The organism is Rubrivirga litoralis (assembly GCF_031846415.1).
In the GTDB taxonomy this organism is placed as follows: Bacteria; Bacteroidota; Rhodothermia; order Rhodothermales; family Rubricoccaceae; genus Rubrivirga; species Rubrivirga litoralis.
Genome location: NZ_JAVRHT010000055.1, coordinates 1 through 15,445, shown reverse-complemented (window position 1 = coordinate 15,445; position 15,445 = coordinate 1). Strand labels below are relative to the sequence as shown.

The 15,445-nt window shown below is 73.9% G+C and carries 14 protein-coding genes; 8 read left to right on the top strand and 6 right to left on the bottom strand.

Features of this window, described 5'->3' with window-relative positions; genetic code table 11:
• The first annotated feature begins 34 nt into the window (after window positions 1-34).
• Window positions 35-763 (top strand): bifunctional 2-polyprenyl-6-hydroxyphenol methylase/3-demethylubiquinol 3-O-methyltransferase UbiG, encoded by a 729-nt coding sequence (gene ubiG / locus RM540_RS15470; protein ID WP_311665770.1) that lies wholly within the window; start codon window positions 35-37, stop codon window positions 761-763.
• A 94-nt stretch (window positions 764-857) separates the two neighbouring features.
• Here the strand turns inward: ubiG and RM540_RS15465 are convergent, their stop codons facing one another.
• The 3 genes from RM540_RS15465 to lipA form a co-directional block, all read right to left on the bottom strand.
• Window positions 858-1,391: a DinB family protein gene (locus tag RM540_RS15465; RefSeq protein WP_311665768.1), complete on the bottom strand. Its 534-nt coding sequence runs from the start codon at window positions 1,389-1,391 to the stop codon at window positions 858-860.
• Window positions 1,392-1,437: 46 nt separating this feature from the next.
• On the bottom strand, window positions 1,438-1,881 hold the full coding sequence (locus tag RM540_RS15460) for a hypothetical protein (protein ID WP_311665766.1): 444 nt from the start codon (window positions 1,879-1,881) through the stop codon (window positions 1,438-1,440).
• Window positions 1,882-1,954: 73 nt separating this feature from the next.
• Window positions 1,955-2,938: a lipoyl synthase gene (lipA, locus tag RM540_RS15455; protein WP_311665764.1), complete on the bottom strand. Its 984-nt coding sequence runs from the start codon at window positions 2,936-2,938 to the stop codon at window positions 1,955-1,957.
• Between the two features lie 338 nt (window positions 2,939-3,276).
• Between lipA and lat the strand changes: the two genes are divergently transcribed.
• Window positions 3,277-4,617 (top strand): L-lysine 6-transaminase, encoded by a 1,341-nt coding sequence (gene lat / locus RM540_RS15450; protein WP_311665762.1) that lies wholly within the window; start codon window positions 3,277-3,279, stop codon window positions 4,615-4,617.
• A 71-nt stretch (window positions 4,618-4,688) separates the two neighbouring features.
• On the opposite strand, the gene RM540_RS15445 is transcribed toward lat, so the two are convergent.
• Window positions 4,689-4,844, bottom strand: coding sequence for a hypothetical protein (locus tag RM540_RS15445; RefSeq protein WP_311665760.1), 156 nt, complete (start codon window positions 4,842-4,844; stop codon window positions 4,689-4,691).
• A gap of 575 nt (window positions 4,845-5,419) precedes the next feature.
• Between RM540_RS15445 and RM540_RS15440 the strand changes: the two genes are divergently transcribed.
• The 3 genes from RM540_RS15440 (at window position 5,420) to RM540_RS15430 (ending at window position 8,233) form a co-directional block, all read left to right on the top strand.
• Window positions 5,420-5,779 (top strand): cupin domain-containing protein, encoded by a 360-nt coding sequence (locus RM540_RS15440; RefSeq protein WP_311665758.1) that lies wholly within the window; start codon window positions 5,420-5,422, stop codon window positions 5,777-5,779.
• A gap of 94 nt (window positions 5,780-5,873) precedes the next feature.
• Window positions 5,874-7,040, top strand: a complete 1,167-nt coding sequence (locus tag RM540_RS15435; RefSeq protein WP_311665756.1) for a DUF3095 domain-containing protein — start codon at window positions 5,874-5,876, stop codon at window positions 7,038-7,040.
• Window positions 7,041-7,144: 104 nt separating this feature from the next.
• Window positions 7,145-8,233 carry an App1 family protein phosphatidate phosphatase gene (locus RM540_RS15430; protein WP_311665754.1) on the top strand — a complete coding sequence of 363 codons (1,089 nt, stop codon included), beginning with the start codon at window positions 7,145-7,147 and terminating at the stop codon, window positions 8,231-8,233.
• Window positions 8,234-8,338: 105 nt separating this feature from the next.
• Here the strand turns inward: RM540_RS15430 and gyrA are convergent, their stop codons facing one another.
• Window positions 8,339-11,038 carry a DNA gyrase subunit A gene (gene gyrA, locus RM540_RS15425; RefSeq protein ID WP_311665752.1) on the bottom strand — a complete coding sequence of 900 codons (2,700 nt, stop codon included), beginning with the start codon at window positions 11,036-11,038 and terminating at the stop codon, window positions 8,339-8,341.
• A 148-nt stretch (window positions 11,039-11,186) separates the two neighbouring features.
• Between gyrA and RM540_RS15420 the strand changes: the two genes are divergently transcribed.
• Window positions 11,187-11,855, top strand: a complete 669-nt coding sequence (locus RM540_RS15420) for a response regulator transcription factor (RefSeq protein ID WP_311665750.1) — start codon at window positions 11,187-11,189, stop codon at window positions 11,853-11,855.
• A gap of 66 nt (window positions 11,856-11,921) precedes the next feature.
• Here the strand turns inward: RM540_RS15420 and RM540_RS15415 are convergent, their stop codons facing one another.
• On the bottom strand, window positions 11,922-12,884 hold the full coding sequence (locus tag RM540_RS15415; protein WP_311665748.1) for a DUF2279 domain-containing protein: 963 nt from the start codon (window positions 12,882-12,884) through the stop codon (window positions 11,922-11,924).
• 183 nt (window positions 12,885-13,067) lie between these two features.
• On the opposite strand from RM540_RS15415, the gene RM540_RS15410 reads away from it, so the two are divergent.
• Window positions 13,068-13,703, top strand: coding sequence for a hypothetical protein (locus RM540_RS15410; RefSeq protein WP_311665746.1), 636 nt, complete (start codon window positions 13,068-13,070; stop codon window positions 13,701-13,703).
• 134 nt (window positions 13,704-13,837) lie between these two features.
• The gene (gene pyk, locus RM540_RS15405; RefSeq protein WP_311665744.1) at window positions 13,838-15,289 is read left to right on the top strand and encodes a pyruvate kinase; all 1,452 of its coding nucleotides are present in this window, start codon (window positions 13,838-13,840) and stop codon (window positions 15,287-15,289) included.
• The last annotated feature ends 156 nt before the right edge of the window (window positions 15,290-15,445 follow it).

Here is a 15,445-nt window from a genome sequence, read left to right as displayed (position 1 = left end):
TCCGCCTTCCGCCTTCCGCCTTCCGCCTTCCGCCGTGCCTGCTGTCAACAACGCCTTTTACGACGACCTCGGGGACCGCTGGTTCGAGGACGACGGCCACGCGATCGCGCTGCTCCGGGCCGAGGGCATCCTCAAGACGGCCTACGTCCGCGAAGTGCTCGACCGGCACGGGATCGACGAGGGCGCCCGCGTGCTCGACGTGGCGTGCGGGGCGGGGCTCGTGTCGCTCCCGCTGGCCGACGCCGGCTACCGCGTCGAGGGCGTCGACCTGTCCGAAGGGTCGCTGGCCGTGGCCCGGCAGCGCGTGCCCGACGCCACGTTCCGCGTGGGCGACGCCCTGGCGCTGGACGCCGAGGACGGCGCCTACGACGCGGTCCTCCTGCTCGACGTGCTCGAACACGTCGAGGAGCCCGCCCGCGCGATCGCCGAGGCGGCCCGGGCCGTCCGGCCGGGCGGGGTGGTCGTGTTCAACACGTTCAACCAGACGCCGCTGTCGTGGCTCGTGGCCGTCCACGGGTTCAAGGCCGTCGTGCGCGACGCGCCGCAGCACCTCCACGTGTGGCGCCTGTTCATCCCGCCCGAGACGCTCCGCGGCTACGCGCGGGCGGCCGGTCTCCGCGTGGAGGAGGTGCGCGGGATGCGGCCGCGCCTGGACGGCGCGTTCTGGCGCTCGGTCGCCCGGCGGCGCATCGATCCGGGCTTCCGGTTTACCTACACGTCGACCGAGGCCGTGGGCTACGTGGGCGTGGCGGTCAAGGCGTAGCGAGCGCCGCCCCGCCCGCTCGGTCTGCCGCCCCGCCCGCTCGGTCTGCCGCCCCGCCCGCTCGGTCGTGCCCGCGTTCGGGGGCGGGGCGGCCTCAGACGCCGAGCGTCTCGCGGGCCGCGGCGATCTGGCGCTCGTGGTTTAGGTCGTGGCCCGCCAGCAGCGTCGCGATGCGGCGGACGCTCTCCTCGCCCCGCTCGCTGTGGAGCCCGACGCGGTCCCAGTCGGCCGCGTCGAGCGCGCGGAGAAAACGGACGGTCATGCGCCGCCCCGCCCTCCAGTCGCCCAGCGCCTCGGCGACGGTGCCGCGGCTGTAGTGCAAGCGGTCGGCCCAGGCGTCCTGGTCGTAGCCGACGATCTCGGGCCGGTCGGCGGCCACGATCAGGCGGAGCCGGTAGCCGTAGACGACTTCGGAGTCGGCGAGGTGGCGGAGCACGCTCAGCACGGACCACGAGCCGGGGCGGGGCGGCCGGCGGGCATCGGCGTCGGAGAGACCGGCGACGGCCGCGGCGGCACGCTCGGGCGCGGCGTCGAGGAGCGCGAGCGGGTCGCGGTCGCCGACGAGCGCGAGGACGTTCTCGACGTAGGCGCTGGGGTCGGCGGCGTCGTAGGCGGGCGGGGCGGGCATGGCGCGCGGGCGGGATGGCCCGCCAGTCTACACCCCGCCCCGCCCGCTACGGCGCCGGGACGCGCGGGACGTCGTCGCCGACGACGTCTGGGGGGAGCGGGCCGCACAGGTCCGTCACGCGGGCGTGCGCGGCGGGCAGGTCGAGGCGGACCGCGTTCACGTCGACGGTCACGTCCGCCCCGCCCCCGTCCCACGTCCCCGACTCGGCCGGGGGCACGTAGCGGAACACGGACTGGCCCTCGCGGACCGGCCCCTCAAACAGCCCGGTCTCCTCGATCCCGAGCCCGACGAACGCGTTTCGCTGGGGCACGTCGACCCGTCCGAGCGGCGTCATGACCGTGTAGCCGTTGTCCGTCGTCCGGGCCAGGAGCGTCGGGCAGTCGGGGCGGAGCCGGTAGACGACGTGGGCGTCGACCTCGCCGCGGGCCGAGGGCTCGAACGCGCCGCGCACGACGCCGCACCCGGCGAGGAGAAGAGGGATGAGGGACAAGGGATAGAGGGATAAGCAGAGAAGGCGGTGCGGCCCCCGCCCTCCTCTCATCCCGCATCCCGCATCCCTCCCCCTAAACATGCCGCTCGGCGTGGTACGAGCTCCGCACGAGCGGGCCGCTCTCGACGTGCTCGATGCCCAGCGCCTCGCCCTGCTCCTTGTACCACGCAAAGCGGTCGGGGTGGACGAACTCCTCGACGGGCAGGTGGTGGCGTGTGGGCTGGAGGTACTGGCCGATCGTCATCACGTCGACGCCGTGGGCGGCGAAGTCGGCCATGAGCGAGACGACCTCGTCGGGCGTCTCGCCCAGGCCCACCATGATCCCGGACTTGGTGCGGAGGCCGTGCTCGGTCTTGGCCAGCTGGATCACGTCGAGCGACCGCTGGTAGTCGGCCTGGGGGCGGACGCGGCGGTACAGCCGCGGCACCGTCTCGACGTTGTGGTTGAGGACCTCCGGGCGCGCCTCGAACACGGTCTCGAGGGCGGGGCGGAGCCCGCGCATGTCGGGGATGAGCACCTCGATGGTCTGGTCCTGGTCGTGGACGCGCCGGATGACCTCGGCGAAGATGGGGGCGCCCCCGTCCTCGCGGTCGTCCCGGTTGATCGACGTCACCACGACGTGCTGGAGCCCCATGAGCTGGGCGGCCTCGGCCACGCGCCGGGGCTCGTCCCAGTCGAGGTCCTTCTGCTCGGGGCGGCCCGTGAGGACGGCGCAGAACGAGCAGCCCCGCGTGCACACGTTCCCGAGGATCATGAACGTCGCCGTGCCGGCGCTCCAGCACTCGCCCATGTTCGGGCACCGGGCCGACGAGCAGACGGTGTGGAGGCCGTGGGCCTCGATCGTCTTCTGGACGTCGCGGAACGTCTCGCCGTAGGGGAGCTTCGCGCGCAGCCACGGCGGCCGGCCGCCGGGCCGGCTCGCGACCTGCGGCTTCTGCACGACGGGCAGTTCGAGGGCGAAGCCGTCGCCCTCGGGCGTGTCGAGCGCCACGGGCGGGGCGGCGGCCTTGAGCCGGACCTCTCCGGGGCGGCGGGGCGGGGCGGGTGTCGCGGGCATAAGGGCGGGGTGGGGGTCCCAGGGATGCGCGGGAAGGTACGGGCGGACCCAAAGGGCGAGGCGGGGCCGTTCGTGTGCGGCCGCCCCGCCCCGGGGCCGCCCACGCCAGACGGCGGGGCGGGCGGCGGGCTTACGCGGGCAGGTCAGTCACCCCGCCCGAGCCGTGGCCGCCGCCCCGCCCGCGCGCATAGGCAATAGGCAAGCGAGGGCGGGGCGGGCGCGGCGAGGTTCGTGGGCGCTCCGGCCGGCGGGTCGCCCGGAAGCGCTCCCACCGGACCAGAACGCCGCCCGGGGCCGTTACCTTGCGCGACAGACTTCCGACTCCACCCCGCGCCCCCATGCAGATCACCGCCTCCGAGACCCGCTACGGCCTCCCCGCCCCCGCCGACGTCCGCGGCATCATCGGGCGCCACCTGCTCGCCGACGGCTACCCCATCGTCCTCGACATGGAGGCCAGCCAGGGCGCCCACCTCCGCGACGCCGCGACGGGCCGCGACTACGTCGACCTGTTCACGTTCTACGCCTCGAACCCGCTGGGCATGAACCACCCCGCCCTCGCCGGGCCGGGCGAGGAGGCCGAGGCGTTCCGGGCGCGGCTCATGGAGGCGGCGCTCAACAAGGTGGCCAACTCCGACGTGTACACGCCGCACCTGGCCCGCTTTGTTGACACGTTCAGCCGCGTCGGCATTCCGGACGAGCTGCCCCACGCGTTCTTCGTCTCGGGCGGGGCGCTCGCCGTCGAGAACGCGCTGAAGGTGGCGTTCGATTGGAAGGTGCGCAAAAACCAGCAGAAGGGGTACTCGGGCGAGCGCGGCCACAAGGTCCTCCACTTCCGCGAGGCGTTCCACGGGCGGACCGGCTACACCATGTCGCTCACGAACACGGACCCCAACAAGGTCGCCCACTACCCCAAGTTCGACTGGCCCCGCGTCGCGAACCCCAAGATCCGCGGGGGGAACGTGGAGGAGCGTGAGGCGGCCGCGCTCGCCGAGGCCCGCCAGGCGTTCACGGACCACCCGGACGAGATCGCGGCCCTCATCATCGAGCCGGTCCAGGGCGAGGGCGGCGACAACCACTTCCGCCCGTCGTTTTTCCAGGGGCTGAGGGCGCTGGCCGACGAGTTCGACGCGCTGCTCGTCTTCGACGAGGTCCAGACGGGCGTCGGGCTGACCGGCACCTTCTGGGCCTACCAGGGGCTCGGCGTGACGCCCGACGTGATCGCGTTCGGCAAGAAGACCCAGGTCTGCGGCATCCTCGCGAGCCGCCGCGTGGACGAGGTCGAGGGCCACGTGTTCGCCACGTCCAGCCGCATCAACTCGACGTGGGGCGGCAACCTCGTCGACATGGTCCGCTTCGACCGCATCCTCGAAGTCATCGAGGCCGACGACCTCGTCGGCAACGCCGAGCGCATGGGCCAGCACCTGCTCGCGCGGCTCCAGGAGCTCGAAGCCGCGCACGAGGCCGTGACCGACGCCCGCGGGCAGGGCCTGATGTGCGCGTTCGACCTGCCCTCGAAAGAGATCCGAAACGCGGTCGTCCAGCGGGCCTTCGACGACGGCGCGATCGTGCTCGGGTGCGGCGAGCGCTCGGTCCGGTTCCGCCCCGCCCTCACCGTCACCGACGCCGACCTCGACGCCGGCGTCGCGATCCTGGAGGGGGCGATCAAGGCCGAAGTGTAGGCGGCCGGCCGCCCCGCCCGGCGCCGGGCGGGGCGGCTCTGGGTGGACGCGGCGCGTGCCCGCCCCGCCCGCTACAGCGTCCCGTCCGGTTTGTCGCTCTCGCCGTCAGCGCCCTTGCGGCTGGCCGGGTCCTTGAACGCCTGCCGCGCGAGGACGATAAAGATGGCCAGGACGGCGACGGCGAGGAGGATGTAGAGGAGGTTGCTGGCGACGTCTCCGAAGGACATGGTCGAGAGGGTGAGAGGACGAGGCGTACGCCCCACCCCGCCCGCCGCTCCCCGTTCGCCGCCCGATCAGGAATCGCCGTGCGGGCGGGGCGGCCCCGCTGGCGGACGTGGCCCCAAAGCACGCCGCCCCGCCCGAGGCGTCGGGCGGGGCGGAGGCGGGGCCGGGGCGCTGGCGGAGCGCTTACCCGCTCGGCCGCTTGTCGGGGAGCGCGGCGAGGAGGAGGAGCGCGAGCAGAGCCGCCGGGGCCGCGAGTTGTAACGCGAGAACCATGGGCGGGGGCGGCTGACGAGGGGGAACTCTCATGCGTAGGGTACGGGCCGAGGTTTCGCGGCCGCGCCCGAATCCGCCGAGCGGTCGGCCGCCCCGCCCGAGCCGTCCGAGGGGCGGGGCGAGGCGTGGCCCGCCCCCAGCGCGCCCGCCCCCACGAGGCGGCGGCGTTGGGGGCGGGGCGGTCGGGTCGTTACGTTCCGCCGCGGCCGCCGTAGTCCGACGCCCCACGCGGCGCGGCGCCAACGCCCGCCCCGCCCTCGGCGCGGCCGGCCACATCTTCCGCTCTCCGCTCTCTACCCCGCCCATGCCGCAGCACATCACCTCGCCCACCCGCATCCCCGTCCCCGGCGGGAAGCTGATCGAGGAGCACGTCGGGAACGTCCGCACCGGCACGGCGGCGTTGTCGGTGGCCCACATGGTGGCCCCGGCGGGGTGGGACGAGCCGGCGCAGACGCCGGCCTTCGACGAGGTCACGATCGTCGTCCGGGGGACGATGCGCGTCGAGCACGAGGGCGGACACCTCGACGTCGGGCCGGGCGAGACGGTGCTGTGCGAGGCCGGCGAGCGCGTCCGCTACCTTAACCCGTCGGAGGCGGACGAGTGCGAGTACTGGGCCGTCTGCACGCCCGCCTTCGCGCCGGACCTCGCGGGCCGCGACGACTAGCAAGGCAGCGGGTCGGGCCTCCGCTCAGTGCGTGGGGGCGGGGCGGCCCCACCGATTTGCTGATCCGCCGGCTCTCTGACCTCCCGCCCCGCCCGTGGCCGCCGATTTCTTCGCCCGTCTCACCGCCGTCGAGCGGTTCGCCGCGCTCGCCGACCCCGAGGCCTACACGCCGGCCCCGGACGACTGGGCCGTCGTGCTCACCGACGTCGTGGGCTCGACGGAGGCCGTGCGGGCGGGGCGGTACCGGGACGTGAACTACGTCGGCGCGGCGTCGATCGCGGCCGTGCTCAACGCGAGCCACCGGGCCGACCTCCCGTTCGTGTTCGGCGGCGATGGGGCCACGCTCCTCGTCCCGCCCGAGCACCTGCCGGCGTCGCTCCGCGCGCTCGCCGCGCTCCAGGAGCACGCCTCGGCGCGGCTCGGGCTCCCGCTCCGCGTCGGCGCCGTTCCCGTCACCGCGATCCGGCAGGCCGGACACGACGTGGCCGTCGCGCGGCTCCAGGTGACGGACCGCTACGCGCAGGCCCTGTTTCAGGGGCGCGGCGTGGAGTGGGCCGAGCGCCAGGTAAAGAGCCCGGCCACGGCCGAGCTCTACGCCAACCGCGCCGAGCCGCCCGAGGGCGCGGACCCGTACGCCGGCCTCGAGTGCCGGTGGGAAGACGTGCAGAGCCCGCGCGGCGAGACCGTGTCGCTCCTCGTCGAGGCCGTCGGCGGCGACACCGGCGCGACGTACCGCGAGGTGCTCGGGACCATCGAGGCCCTCTACGGCCGCGGCGACGCCGCGCGCCCGGTCACGCTCGACCGGCTCCGCCTCAGCGCGCGGCCCTCCAAGCTCAGCCCCGAGGCGAGGCTCCGCCACCCCGGCGCCCGGCTCCGCTACCAGGCCAAAATGTGGGCGCTGAACCTGCTCGGTCGCACGCTCATCGGGCTCGGCGCTCGGACGCAGGAGACGGACTGGGAGGAGTACCCCAAGCGGGTCCTCGCCTCGACGGACTACCGCAAGTTCGACGGCGTCCTCCGCATGGTGCTCGCGGGCGGGGCGGCGGACCGCGGGCGCCTCGAGGCCACGCTCGACCGGCTCCACCGGGCGGGGCGGCTGGCCTACGGGCTCCACGTCACGGACCGGGCCGTCCTCACGTGCATCGTCTACGAACGGATGGGGGGGCAGGTCCACTTTGTGGACGGGGCCGGCGGCGGCTACACGAACGCGGCCGTCGCGTTCAAGCGGCGGCGAAACGCGCTGGCGGGCGGGGCGCGCTGATGGGCGGGGCTCCGCAGCGGGGCCGCAGGCCCTAAAGGGCGGGGCGGGGTGGCGGACCTCCGCGCCCGACGCGCGGGTAGGTGGCTTCCCACCCCACCCCGCCCATGCTCGACGCCCTCACGTCCATCCTCGTCCGCGCCGAGCGCGTGGTAGACCGCTCGCTGAGCGCCGTCCGCCGCCGCTACGGCCTGTGGGACGACGTCCACGTACTGCCGTACCACGGCTACGGCCGCCCCGACCGGGTCCGCCTGCTCGGGCGCGTCCTGGACGACCGAGAGGTCGAGCACGAGGGAGCGCTCACGCGGCTCGAGAGCGCCCGGCTCACGGCCCGCCGGTTTCTCAGCGACGAGGTGCCGGGCGCCCGGGTCACGGTTCAAGTCGGCGGGCAGACGGTCCGCACCGAGACCGACGAGGACGGGTACTACAGCCTCGACGTCGAGACGGCCGCACCGCTCGCGCGCGGCTGGGCCGAGGCGACCGTGACGGTCGAGGAGCCGCAGCACGCCGAGGCGACGGCCCGGGTCGTCGTGCCGCCGGCCGACGCCCGGTTCATGGTCGTGAGCGACGTCGACGACACCGTCATCCGCACCGGGGCCACCAACAAGCTCCGGTTCGCGCGCGTCGTGCTCCTCAACAACGCCACGACGCGCGAGGTCTTCCCCGGCGTCGGCGCCCTCTACCGCGCGCTCGTGGACGAGGGCGGGGCGGCGACGAACCCGATCTTCTACGTGTCGTCGTCGCCGTGGAACCTGTACCGCCAGTTTGCGGGCGCCTTCGAGCACCGCGGCGTGCCGCCGGGGCCGCTCTTCCTGAAAGACTTTGGGGTGGACCCGGGCAAGTTGATCAAGTCGGGCCACCACGCCCACAAGCTGGACCAGATCCACACGCTCCTCGACTTCTACCCGGACCTGCGCGTGGTCCTCGTGGGCGACAGCGGGCAGGAGGACGCCGAGATCTACCAGCAGGTCGTCGCGCGCCGCCCCGCCCGCGTGGCCGCCGTGCTCGTCCGCGACGTGACCAACGGCGCCCGCGACCGGGCGGTCGGCCACATCGTGCGCGACGTCGAGATGCGGGGCGTGCCGATGCGGCTCGTCCGCGACACGGTCGGGGCGGCCGAGGCGGCGGCCGAGTTGGGGCTTATCGACGCCGATGACGTGGACCGCGTGCGCCGGGCGGCGTCGGCGGAGCGGTAGGGCGGGGTAGGAGCCGCCCCGCCCGCTGCGGGCGGGGTGGTCAGATGCCGGCCACCCCGCCCCCGCGAAGGGCGTGCGGGCGGGGCGGTCGCGCGAGCGGGGCGGCTACGCCTGCCCGTCGCCGGCCACGCCGTCGTCCGTGTCGAGCGCGTCACCCGACGGCGTCGGGTCGATCTGGGCGACCACCCCGCCCTCGGCGTCCTCGATCACGAGCCGGGCCACGTCGGCGATGGCGTCGTTCGCCTTGAGGTTAATGACGCGGACGCCCTGCGTGTTGCGGCTGTAGACCGAGATGTCCTCGACGGCCATGCGGATCATGGTCCCGGCCTCGGTCGCGATCATCAGCTGGTCGTCGGGGAGCACGCTCTTGATGGCGACGAGCGGGCCGGTCTTGCCGGTCGTCTTCTGGGTCAGGATCCCCTTGCCGTTTCGGCTCTGGACCCGGTACTCGTCGAGGTCGGTCCGCTTGCCGTACCCGTTCTGCGAGATCGTGAGCACCTGGGCGCCGTCGCGGCGGACGGCGATCATGCCCACCACGCGCTCGCCGCCGGGCAGCTTCATCCCGCCCACGCCCCGGCTCTTGCGGCCCATCGAGCGGACGTCGCCCTCGTGGAACCGGATGGCTTGGCCCTCCGACGACCCCAGCAGCACCTCGGTGTCGCCGTCGGTGAGGTGGGCCTCGATGAGCTCGTCGCCGTCCACGACGTCGATGGCGATGATCCCGTCGGCCCGGGGCCGCGAGAAGTCCGCGAGCGGCGTCTTCTTGACGCGGCCCGCCCGCGTCGCCATGAGCACGAAGTGGCTCTCGAGGAAGTCGTCGTCGCGGAAGTCCTCCTTGCGGATGGCGAGGACCGCCCGCACGCGGTCGTCCTGGTCGATCTGGACGAGGTTGCGGACCGACCGGCCCTTCCCCGTCCGCGTCCCCTCGGGCACGTCGTAGACGCGGAGCCAGTAGCACTGGCCGTGGTCGGTAAAGAAGAGGAGGTAGTCGTGGGCGCTCGCCCCGAACAGGTGCTCGACGAAGTCCTCGTCGCGCGTGCCCGTCCCGCGGTGGCCCGTGCCGCCCCGCCCCTGCGTGCGGTACTCGGCCATCGACGTCCGCTTCACGAGCCCCTGGTGCGTGATCGTCACCACGACCTGCTCGTCCTCGATCAGGTCCTCCAAGTCGATGTCGCCGCCGCCCATGACGTCGATCTCCGTCCGCCGCGGGTCGGCGTACTTCTCGGCCACCTCGCGGAGCTCGTCGGCGATGATCCGCATGCGGAGCGGCTCGGACGCCAGGATCGACTGGAGGCGCTCGACCTCCTTCAGGATCTCGGCGTACTCGGCCGCGATCTTGTCGCGCTCCAGGCCGGTCAGGCGGCTCAGGCGGAGGGCGAGGATGGCGTCGGCCTGGGCCGCGCTCAGCCACGGCTGCGGCTGGAAGTCCTCGCGCGTGAGCGCGTAGCCGACTGCCTCGCGCGGGCCGGTGATCTCGACGGGGTCCGAGGCGGCCAGCCCCAGCCGCTCCTTCTGCTCGGCCGTGAGGCGCTGCGGGTAGACGCCGGCCATGAGGTTGGCCCGCGCCGCGTCCGTGTCGTCGGACTGGCGGATGATGGCGATGACGGCGTCGAGGTGGTCGAGCGCCACCGTCAGCCCCTCCAGGATGTGCGCGCGCTCCTCGGCCTTGCGGAGCTCGAACTCGGTCCGCCGCACGACGATCTCGTGCCGGTGGTCGACGTAGTGCCGGATGAGGTCCTTGAGCCCCAGCGTCTTCGGCCGCCCGTTCACCAGCGCCACCGTGTTGACGCCGAACGTCTGCTGGAGCCGCGTGAACTTGAACAGCTGGTTCTGCGTGACGGCCGGCACCGCGTCGCGCCGCAGCTCGATCACGATCCGCATCCCGTCGCGGTCTGACTCGTCGCGGAGGTCGGAGACGCCCTCGATCCGCTTGTCGCGGACGGCGTGGGCGATCTGCTCGATGAGCGTGGACTTGTTGACCTGGTACGGGATCTCGCTCACGACGAGCGCCTCGCGGCCCTCGCCGTCGCCGCCCCGCCGCTTGATGGTCTCCTCGTGCATCCGGGCGCGCATGACCACGCGGCCCCGCCCGGTCGCGTACGCCTCGCGGACGCCGCCGACGCCGTAGATCACCCCGCCCGTGGGGAAGTCCGGGGCGGGGATATGCGCCATGAGCGCCTCCAGCGAGATGTCTGGGTCCTCGATGTACGCCACGATGCCGTCGACCAACTCGCCCAGGTTGTGGGGCGGGATGTTCGTCGCCATCCCGACGGCGATGCCGCTCGCGCCGTTGAGGAGCAGGTTGGGGAGCGCGGCCGGGAGCACGGACGGCTCTTCGAGCGAGCCGTCGAAGTTCGGCGTGTAGTCGACGGTCTCCTTGTCGAGGTCGCGGAGGATCTCCTCGGAGAGCCGCGTGAGGCGGGCCTCGGTGTAGCGCATGGCGGCCGCCGAGTCGCCGTCGATGCTCCCGAAGTTGCCCTGGCCGTCGACGAGCGGGCCGCGGACGGCGAAGTCCTGGGCCATCCGCACGAGCGCGTCGTAGACCGACTGGTCGCCGTGGGGGTGGTACTTGCCGAGCACCTCGCCCACGATGCGGGCGCTCTTCTTGTGCGCCCGGCCCGCGGCCAGCCCCAGCTCCTGCATCCCGTAGAGCACGCGGCGCTGGACCGGCTTGAGCCCGTCGCGCACATCGGGGAGCGCCCGGCTGACGATGACCGACATCGAGTAGTCGATGTAGGAGGACTTCATCTCCTCCTCGATGTTGATCGGGATGATCCGGGAGGCGCTGTCGGGGAGCTCGGCCATGGCGTCGGGGGGGACGGAAAAGCGGGGGCGGGGCGATCCCGGAAAAGATACCGCCGCGCGGTGTCACCGGGCCGTCACGGCCCCTTCGCGGGCGGGGTGGTCTCGCACATACCCTGCGCCTACCTTGCCGCTCCAGGCCCCCCCGCCCATGCCCGCCCCGCCCGCCCGCGTCCTCGTCGTCGACGACCACCCGATCGTCCGGTGGGGGCTCGACAAGCTGTTCGCGGCCGAGGACGACCTGGCCGTCGCCGGCGAGGCGGCCACGGCCGACGAGGCGCTCCAGCTGATGGGCGCCGAGACGTTCGACCTCGTCCTCCTCGACATCGGCCTCAAGCAGGGGTCGGGGCTGGACCTGATCGGCCAGATCCGCGCGCAGTACGACGACCTTCCCGTGCTCGTCCTGTCGATGTACCAGGAGCGGTTCTACGCCGAGCGCGTGCTCCGCGCCGGGGCGCAGGGGTTCGTGACCAAGCAGGGCGACCCCCGCGCGGTCGTCGAGGCCATCCGGCGGGTCCTCGGCGGCGACCTCTACGTGAGCGACGCGCTGGCCGACGAGCTCGTGCTCCGGGCCGTCGAGGGGCCGGACGGCGGCGGCCCGGCCGTCGAGCACCTCTCGGACCGCGAGGCCGAGGTGGTCCGCTTTATCGGCGGCGGCCTGACGACGCGCGAGATCGCCGGCGAGCTCAACCTGTCCGTCAAGACGATCGAGAGCTACCGCGCGAACGTGAAGCGCAAGCTGGGGCTCAAGAGCGGGGCGGAGCTGGCCCGGTTCGCCTACGACTGGTCGAGCCGGTCGATGGGCGTCGAGGCCGGGTAGCGAGCGGCCGCCCCGCCCGATTTCGCCACCCCGCCCGCGCCGAGGGCGGGGCGGGGCGGGGCGGCGTCAGTACCCGAACAGGACCGGGCGGACCTCGGGGGCGATGCGGAGGGCCGGCATCGGGAGGTGGACCACGCGGAACGCCTCGCAGAGCGGGCCGGCGAGCGGGCCGCGCAGCCCCAGCCCGCACACGTTGAGGTCGAGGCCGAGGTACCACTCGCGCTCCGTCGGGAACCCGTTGGCGTCGGCGCCGCGGACCGTGGTCCCGGCGGCGATCCCGAGCCAGGGCGGAAGAAACGGCTTCGCCGCGTCCGGGGCGACGTCGTGGGGGACGACCGACAGCCAGTAGGTCTGCCCGCGGTAGTCCTCCATGAGCGTGCGCTCGTCGGCCCCGCTGGGCCAGAAGCTCAGCTTGAAGTCGAACGGTTCGAGCGCCGGCACGTGCCGCTGGGCCACCTCCCACCCGACGCCGGCCGTGTTGCCCGCGACGTCGCCGGGCGAGAACCCCCAGTAGGGGCCGTACCCGTCGTAGACCTCGTGGACGAACAGGATGGCCCAGGCGGCGCCGGCCGCGACGCCCGTGGCCTGGGCGCGCCCCAAGCCGGCCGCTTCGAGCGACATCGCCGAGGTGCGCGTGAGGACCGCGGCGCCCCAGGCGTGGCCAATTTTGTCGGCGTTGAGGGCGTAGGCGTTGTCGCCCAGGATCCGAAACCGCGGGCTCCGCTCGTCCCACCACCCCACGTGGAGCCGCTCGACGAAGGCGGCGCCGAGCGCGCCGGCACCGGCGCCGGCGGCCGCCACGTGCCACCAAACGAGCCCGCTCGAATCGGGGGACGGCGGACTGACGCGGAGGTCGGGGAGCGACGCGTCCCAGGCAGCGCCCGGTCCCTCGGCGGGCACGGCGGACTGGGCCGAGTCCGCCGGCGTCGGTTGCGCCCGCGCGAGCGGGGCGAGGGCAAGGCCCGCCGCGGCCGCCGCGACGTGGAGCCAGCCCGTCGGAGAAGGAGAGCCCACGGCGAGGGGTGGCATACACTAAAGAATCATGAGAATACCGTCTCGGAATCGGCGCCGCGGGGCACTCCGGCGGGCACCCGCGGCCTCCGCCCCGCCCGTACAGGCGCGCTCCGCGTCGGGCGGGGCGGACAATCCGCGCGACCATTAGGGGGCGGGGCGGGGGACGCCGACACCAGACGCGGACTCTCCACCCTGCCCATGCCCACGACCCCGCAGGCCCTGCCGACCGTCCGGTTCGCGGTGCTCCTCGCCCTCCTTCTCCTTGCCGCCGGCCTCGCCCGCCCCGCCCTGGCCCAGGAGAGCTTTGCCCGCGCGTGCGCCGCCACGATGGCCGTCGCGGCCGACCCGGCAGCCCCCCGCCTCAGCACGGCGGCGGCCCAGGCGGCGTGCGACTGCGCCGCGCGCCGCGCCGCGCTCCCCGAGATCGGGGTGGGCGGGGCAGCCCTCGACGCCTTCGGCGCCCGCCTCGCGGCCGGCGTGCCCGTCGACCCCGCCACGCTGTCGGCGTCCGAGCAGGAGGCCGGGCTGGCGGCCAGCCTCGCCCTCGTCTCGTGCGCGCTCGACGCCGGCCTCCGCGGGTTCGCCCAGGCCCCCGCCGGCGCGCCCGTCGCCGGGCCGGATCGGTGGACGATCGCGCCCGCCCCGCCCGCCGCACAAGACGCCGCCGCGCGCTTCGAGGCGGCCGCCCCGCCTGCCCCGTCCGACGAGGGCGGGGCGGTAGACGTCGCGGACGCGGCCCCGCCCCGTGCCGGCGCCATCTGGACCGGGAACGGGACCGGGCCGGTCCACAGCCGCCAGGGCGGCCGCGGCGCCGTCGTCTACGTCGTGGAGTAGGGGCGGGGCGGCGGGCGAGCCGGGGCTCCTCCGGGAGCGCTTCCGGCGATTTCGAGCCGTCTAGGCCGTTCCTCGCCCCGGCCGAGCGGGCGCGCGGGGTAGGTTAGACGGCCTCCCTCGCCCACGCCCTGCCCATGCTCCGCCCCGCTCCCCGTCGCACGAAAATCGTCTGCACGCTCGGCCCCGCCGTCGCCTCCCGCGACGGCGTCCGCGCGCTGATCGGGGCCGGCATGGACGTGGCCCGGCTCAACTTTTCGCACGGCTCGCACGACGACCACCGCCGCATGATGGAGGTCGTCCGCGAGGAGGCGAAGCGGGCGGGCCGCGTGGTCCCCATCCTCCAGGACCTCCAGGGGCCGAAGATCCGGCTCGGCGAGGTCCGCGACGGCGGCGTGCTCATCCACCGCGGCGAGCCGCTCGTGCTCACGTCGGCGCCGGTCGCCGAGGGCGACGGCCGGCGCGTCCACGTGAGCTACCCGGCGCTCGCCGAGGAGGTGTCGGAGGGGAACCGGATCCTGCTCGACGACGGCCACCTGGAGCTCGTGGTGACGGCCATCAACGGCGTCGACGTGCAGACCGAGGTCGTCGTCGGCGGCCCGCTCCGGTCGCGCAAGGGCGTCAACCTGCCCAAGCTGAAGTCGGCGCGGCCGTCGCTGACCGAGAAGGACGTCCGCGACCTCGCGTTCGGGCTGGCTCACGACGTCGACCTCATCGCGCTCTCGTTCGTCCGCTCGGGGAGCGACGTGGCCGACCTCGTCGGGCGCGTGAAGGAGAGCGGCAAGGACATCGCCGTCATCTCGAAGATCGAGAAGCCCGAGGCCGTCGAGGACTTCGACGCCATCCTCGACAGCAGCTACGGGGTGATGGTGGCCCGCGGCGACTTGGGCATCGAGATCCCCATGCAGGAGGTCCCGATCGTCCAGAAGCAGCTGATCCGCAAGTGCCTCGAAGCCTCGAAGCCGGTCATCACGGCGACCCAGATGCTGGAGTCGATGATGGAGAACCCGCGCCCGACGCGGGCGGAGGCGACCGACGTGGCGAACGCGGTCCTCGACGGCTCCGACGCCGTCATGCTCTCGGGCGAGACGGCGGCCGGTAAGTACCCGGTCGAGACGGTCCGCGTGATGGACGAGATCGTCCGCTCGGTCGAGGCCAACCGCCGGCGGCTCGGCGGGCGCCAGACGGTCGACGCCGTCCACGACAACGTGGCGCCCGTCACCGAGGCCGTCTCCTACATGGCCGTCCAGCTGGCCGAGCAGACGCACGCCCGCGCCATCGGGTGCCTCACGCACAGCGGCTCGACGGCCCGGGCCATCGCCAGCCACCGCCCGGACGTCCCCATCTACGCCTTCACCGACGACGAGATGGCACTCGGGCGGATCGCGCTGACGTGGGGCGTCGAGCCCATCCCCATCCCGTTCCAGGAGCACACCGACGACGGCGTGCGGACGGTCCATCGCGTGCTCCTGGAGAGCGAGACCTACGAGCGGGGCGACCGCGTCGTGGTCACGGCGGGCCTCCCGCTGCCGGCCCTGGGCCGGACCAACATGGTCCACGTGACGTCGCTGGGGGAGGGCTGGGGGTAGGCGGGAAAAGGGAAAAGGGAAAAGGGAAAAGGGAAAAGGGAAAAGGGAAGCGCGGGCGGGGTGGTGCCCGTTTTTGTTCCACCCCGCCCTCGGCACGGGCGGGGTGGCGCACGTTGCCCCCGCTGCCCGCTGCCCGCTGCCCGCTGCCCGCTGCCC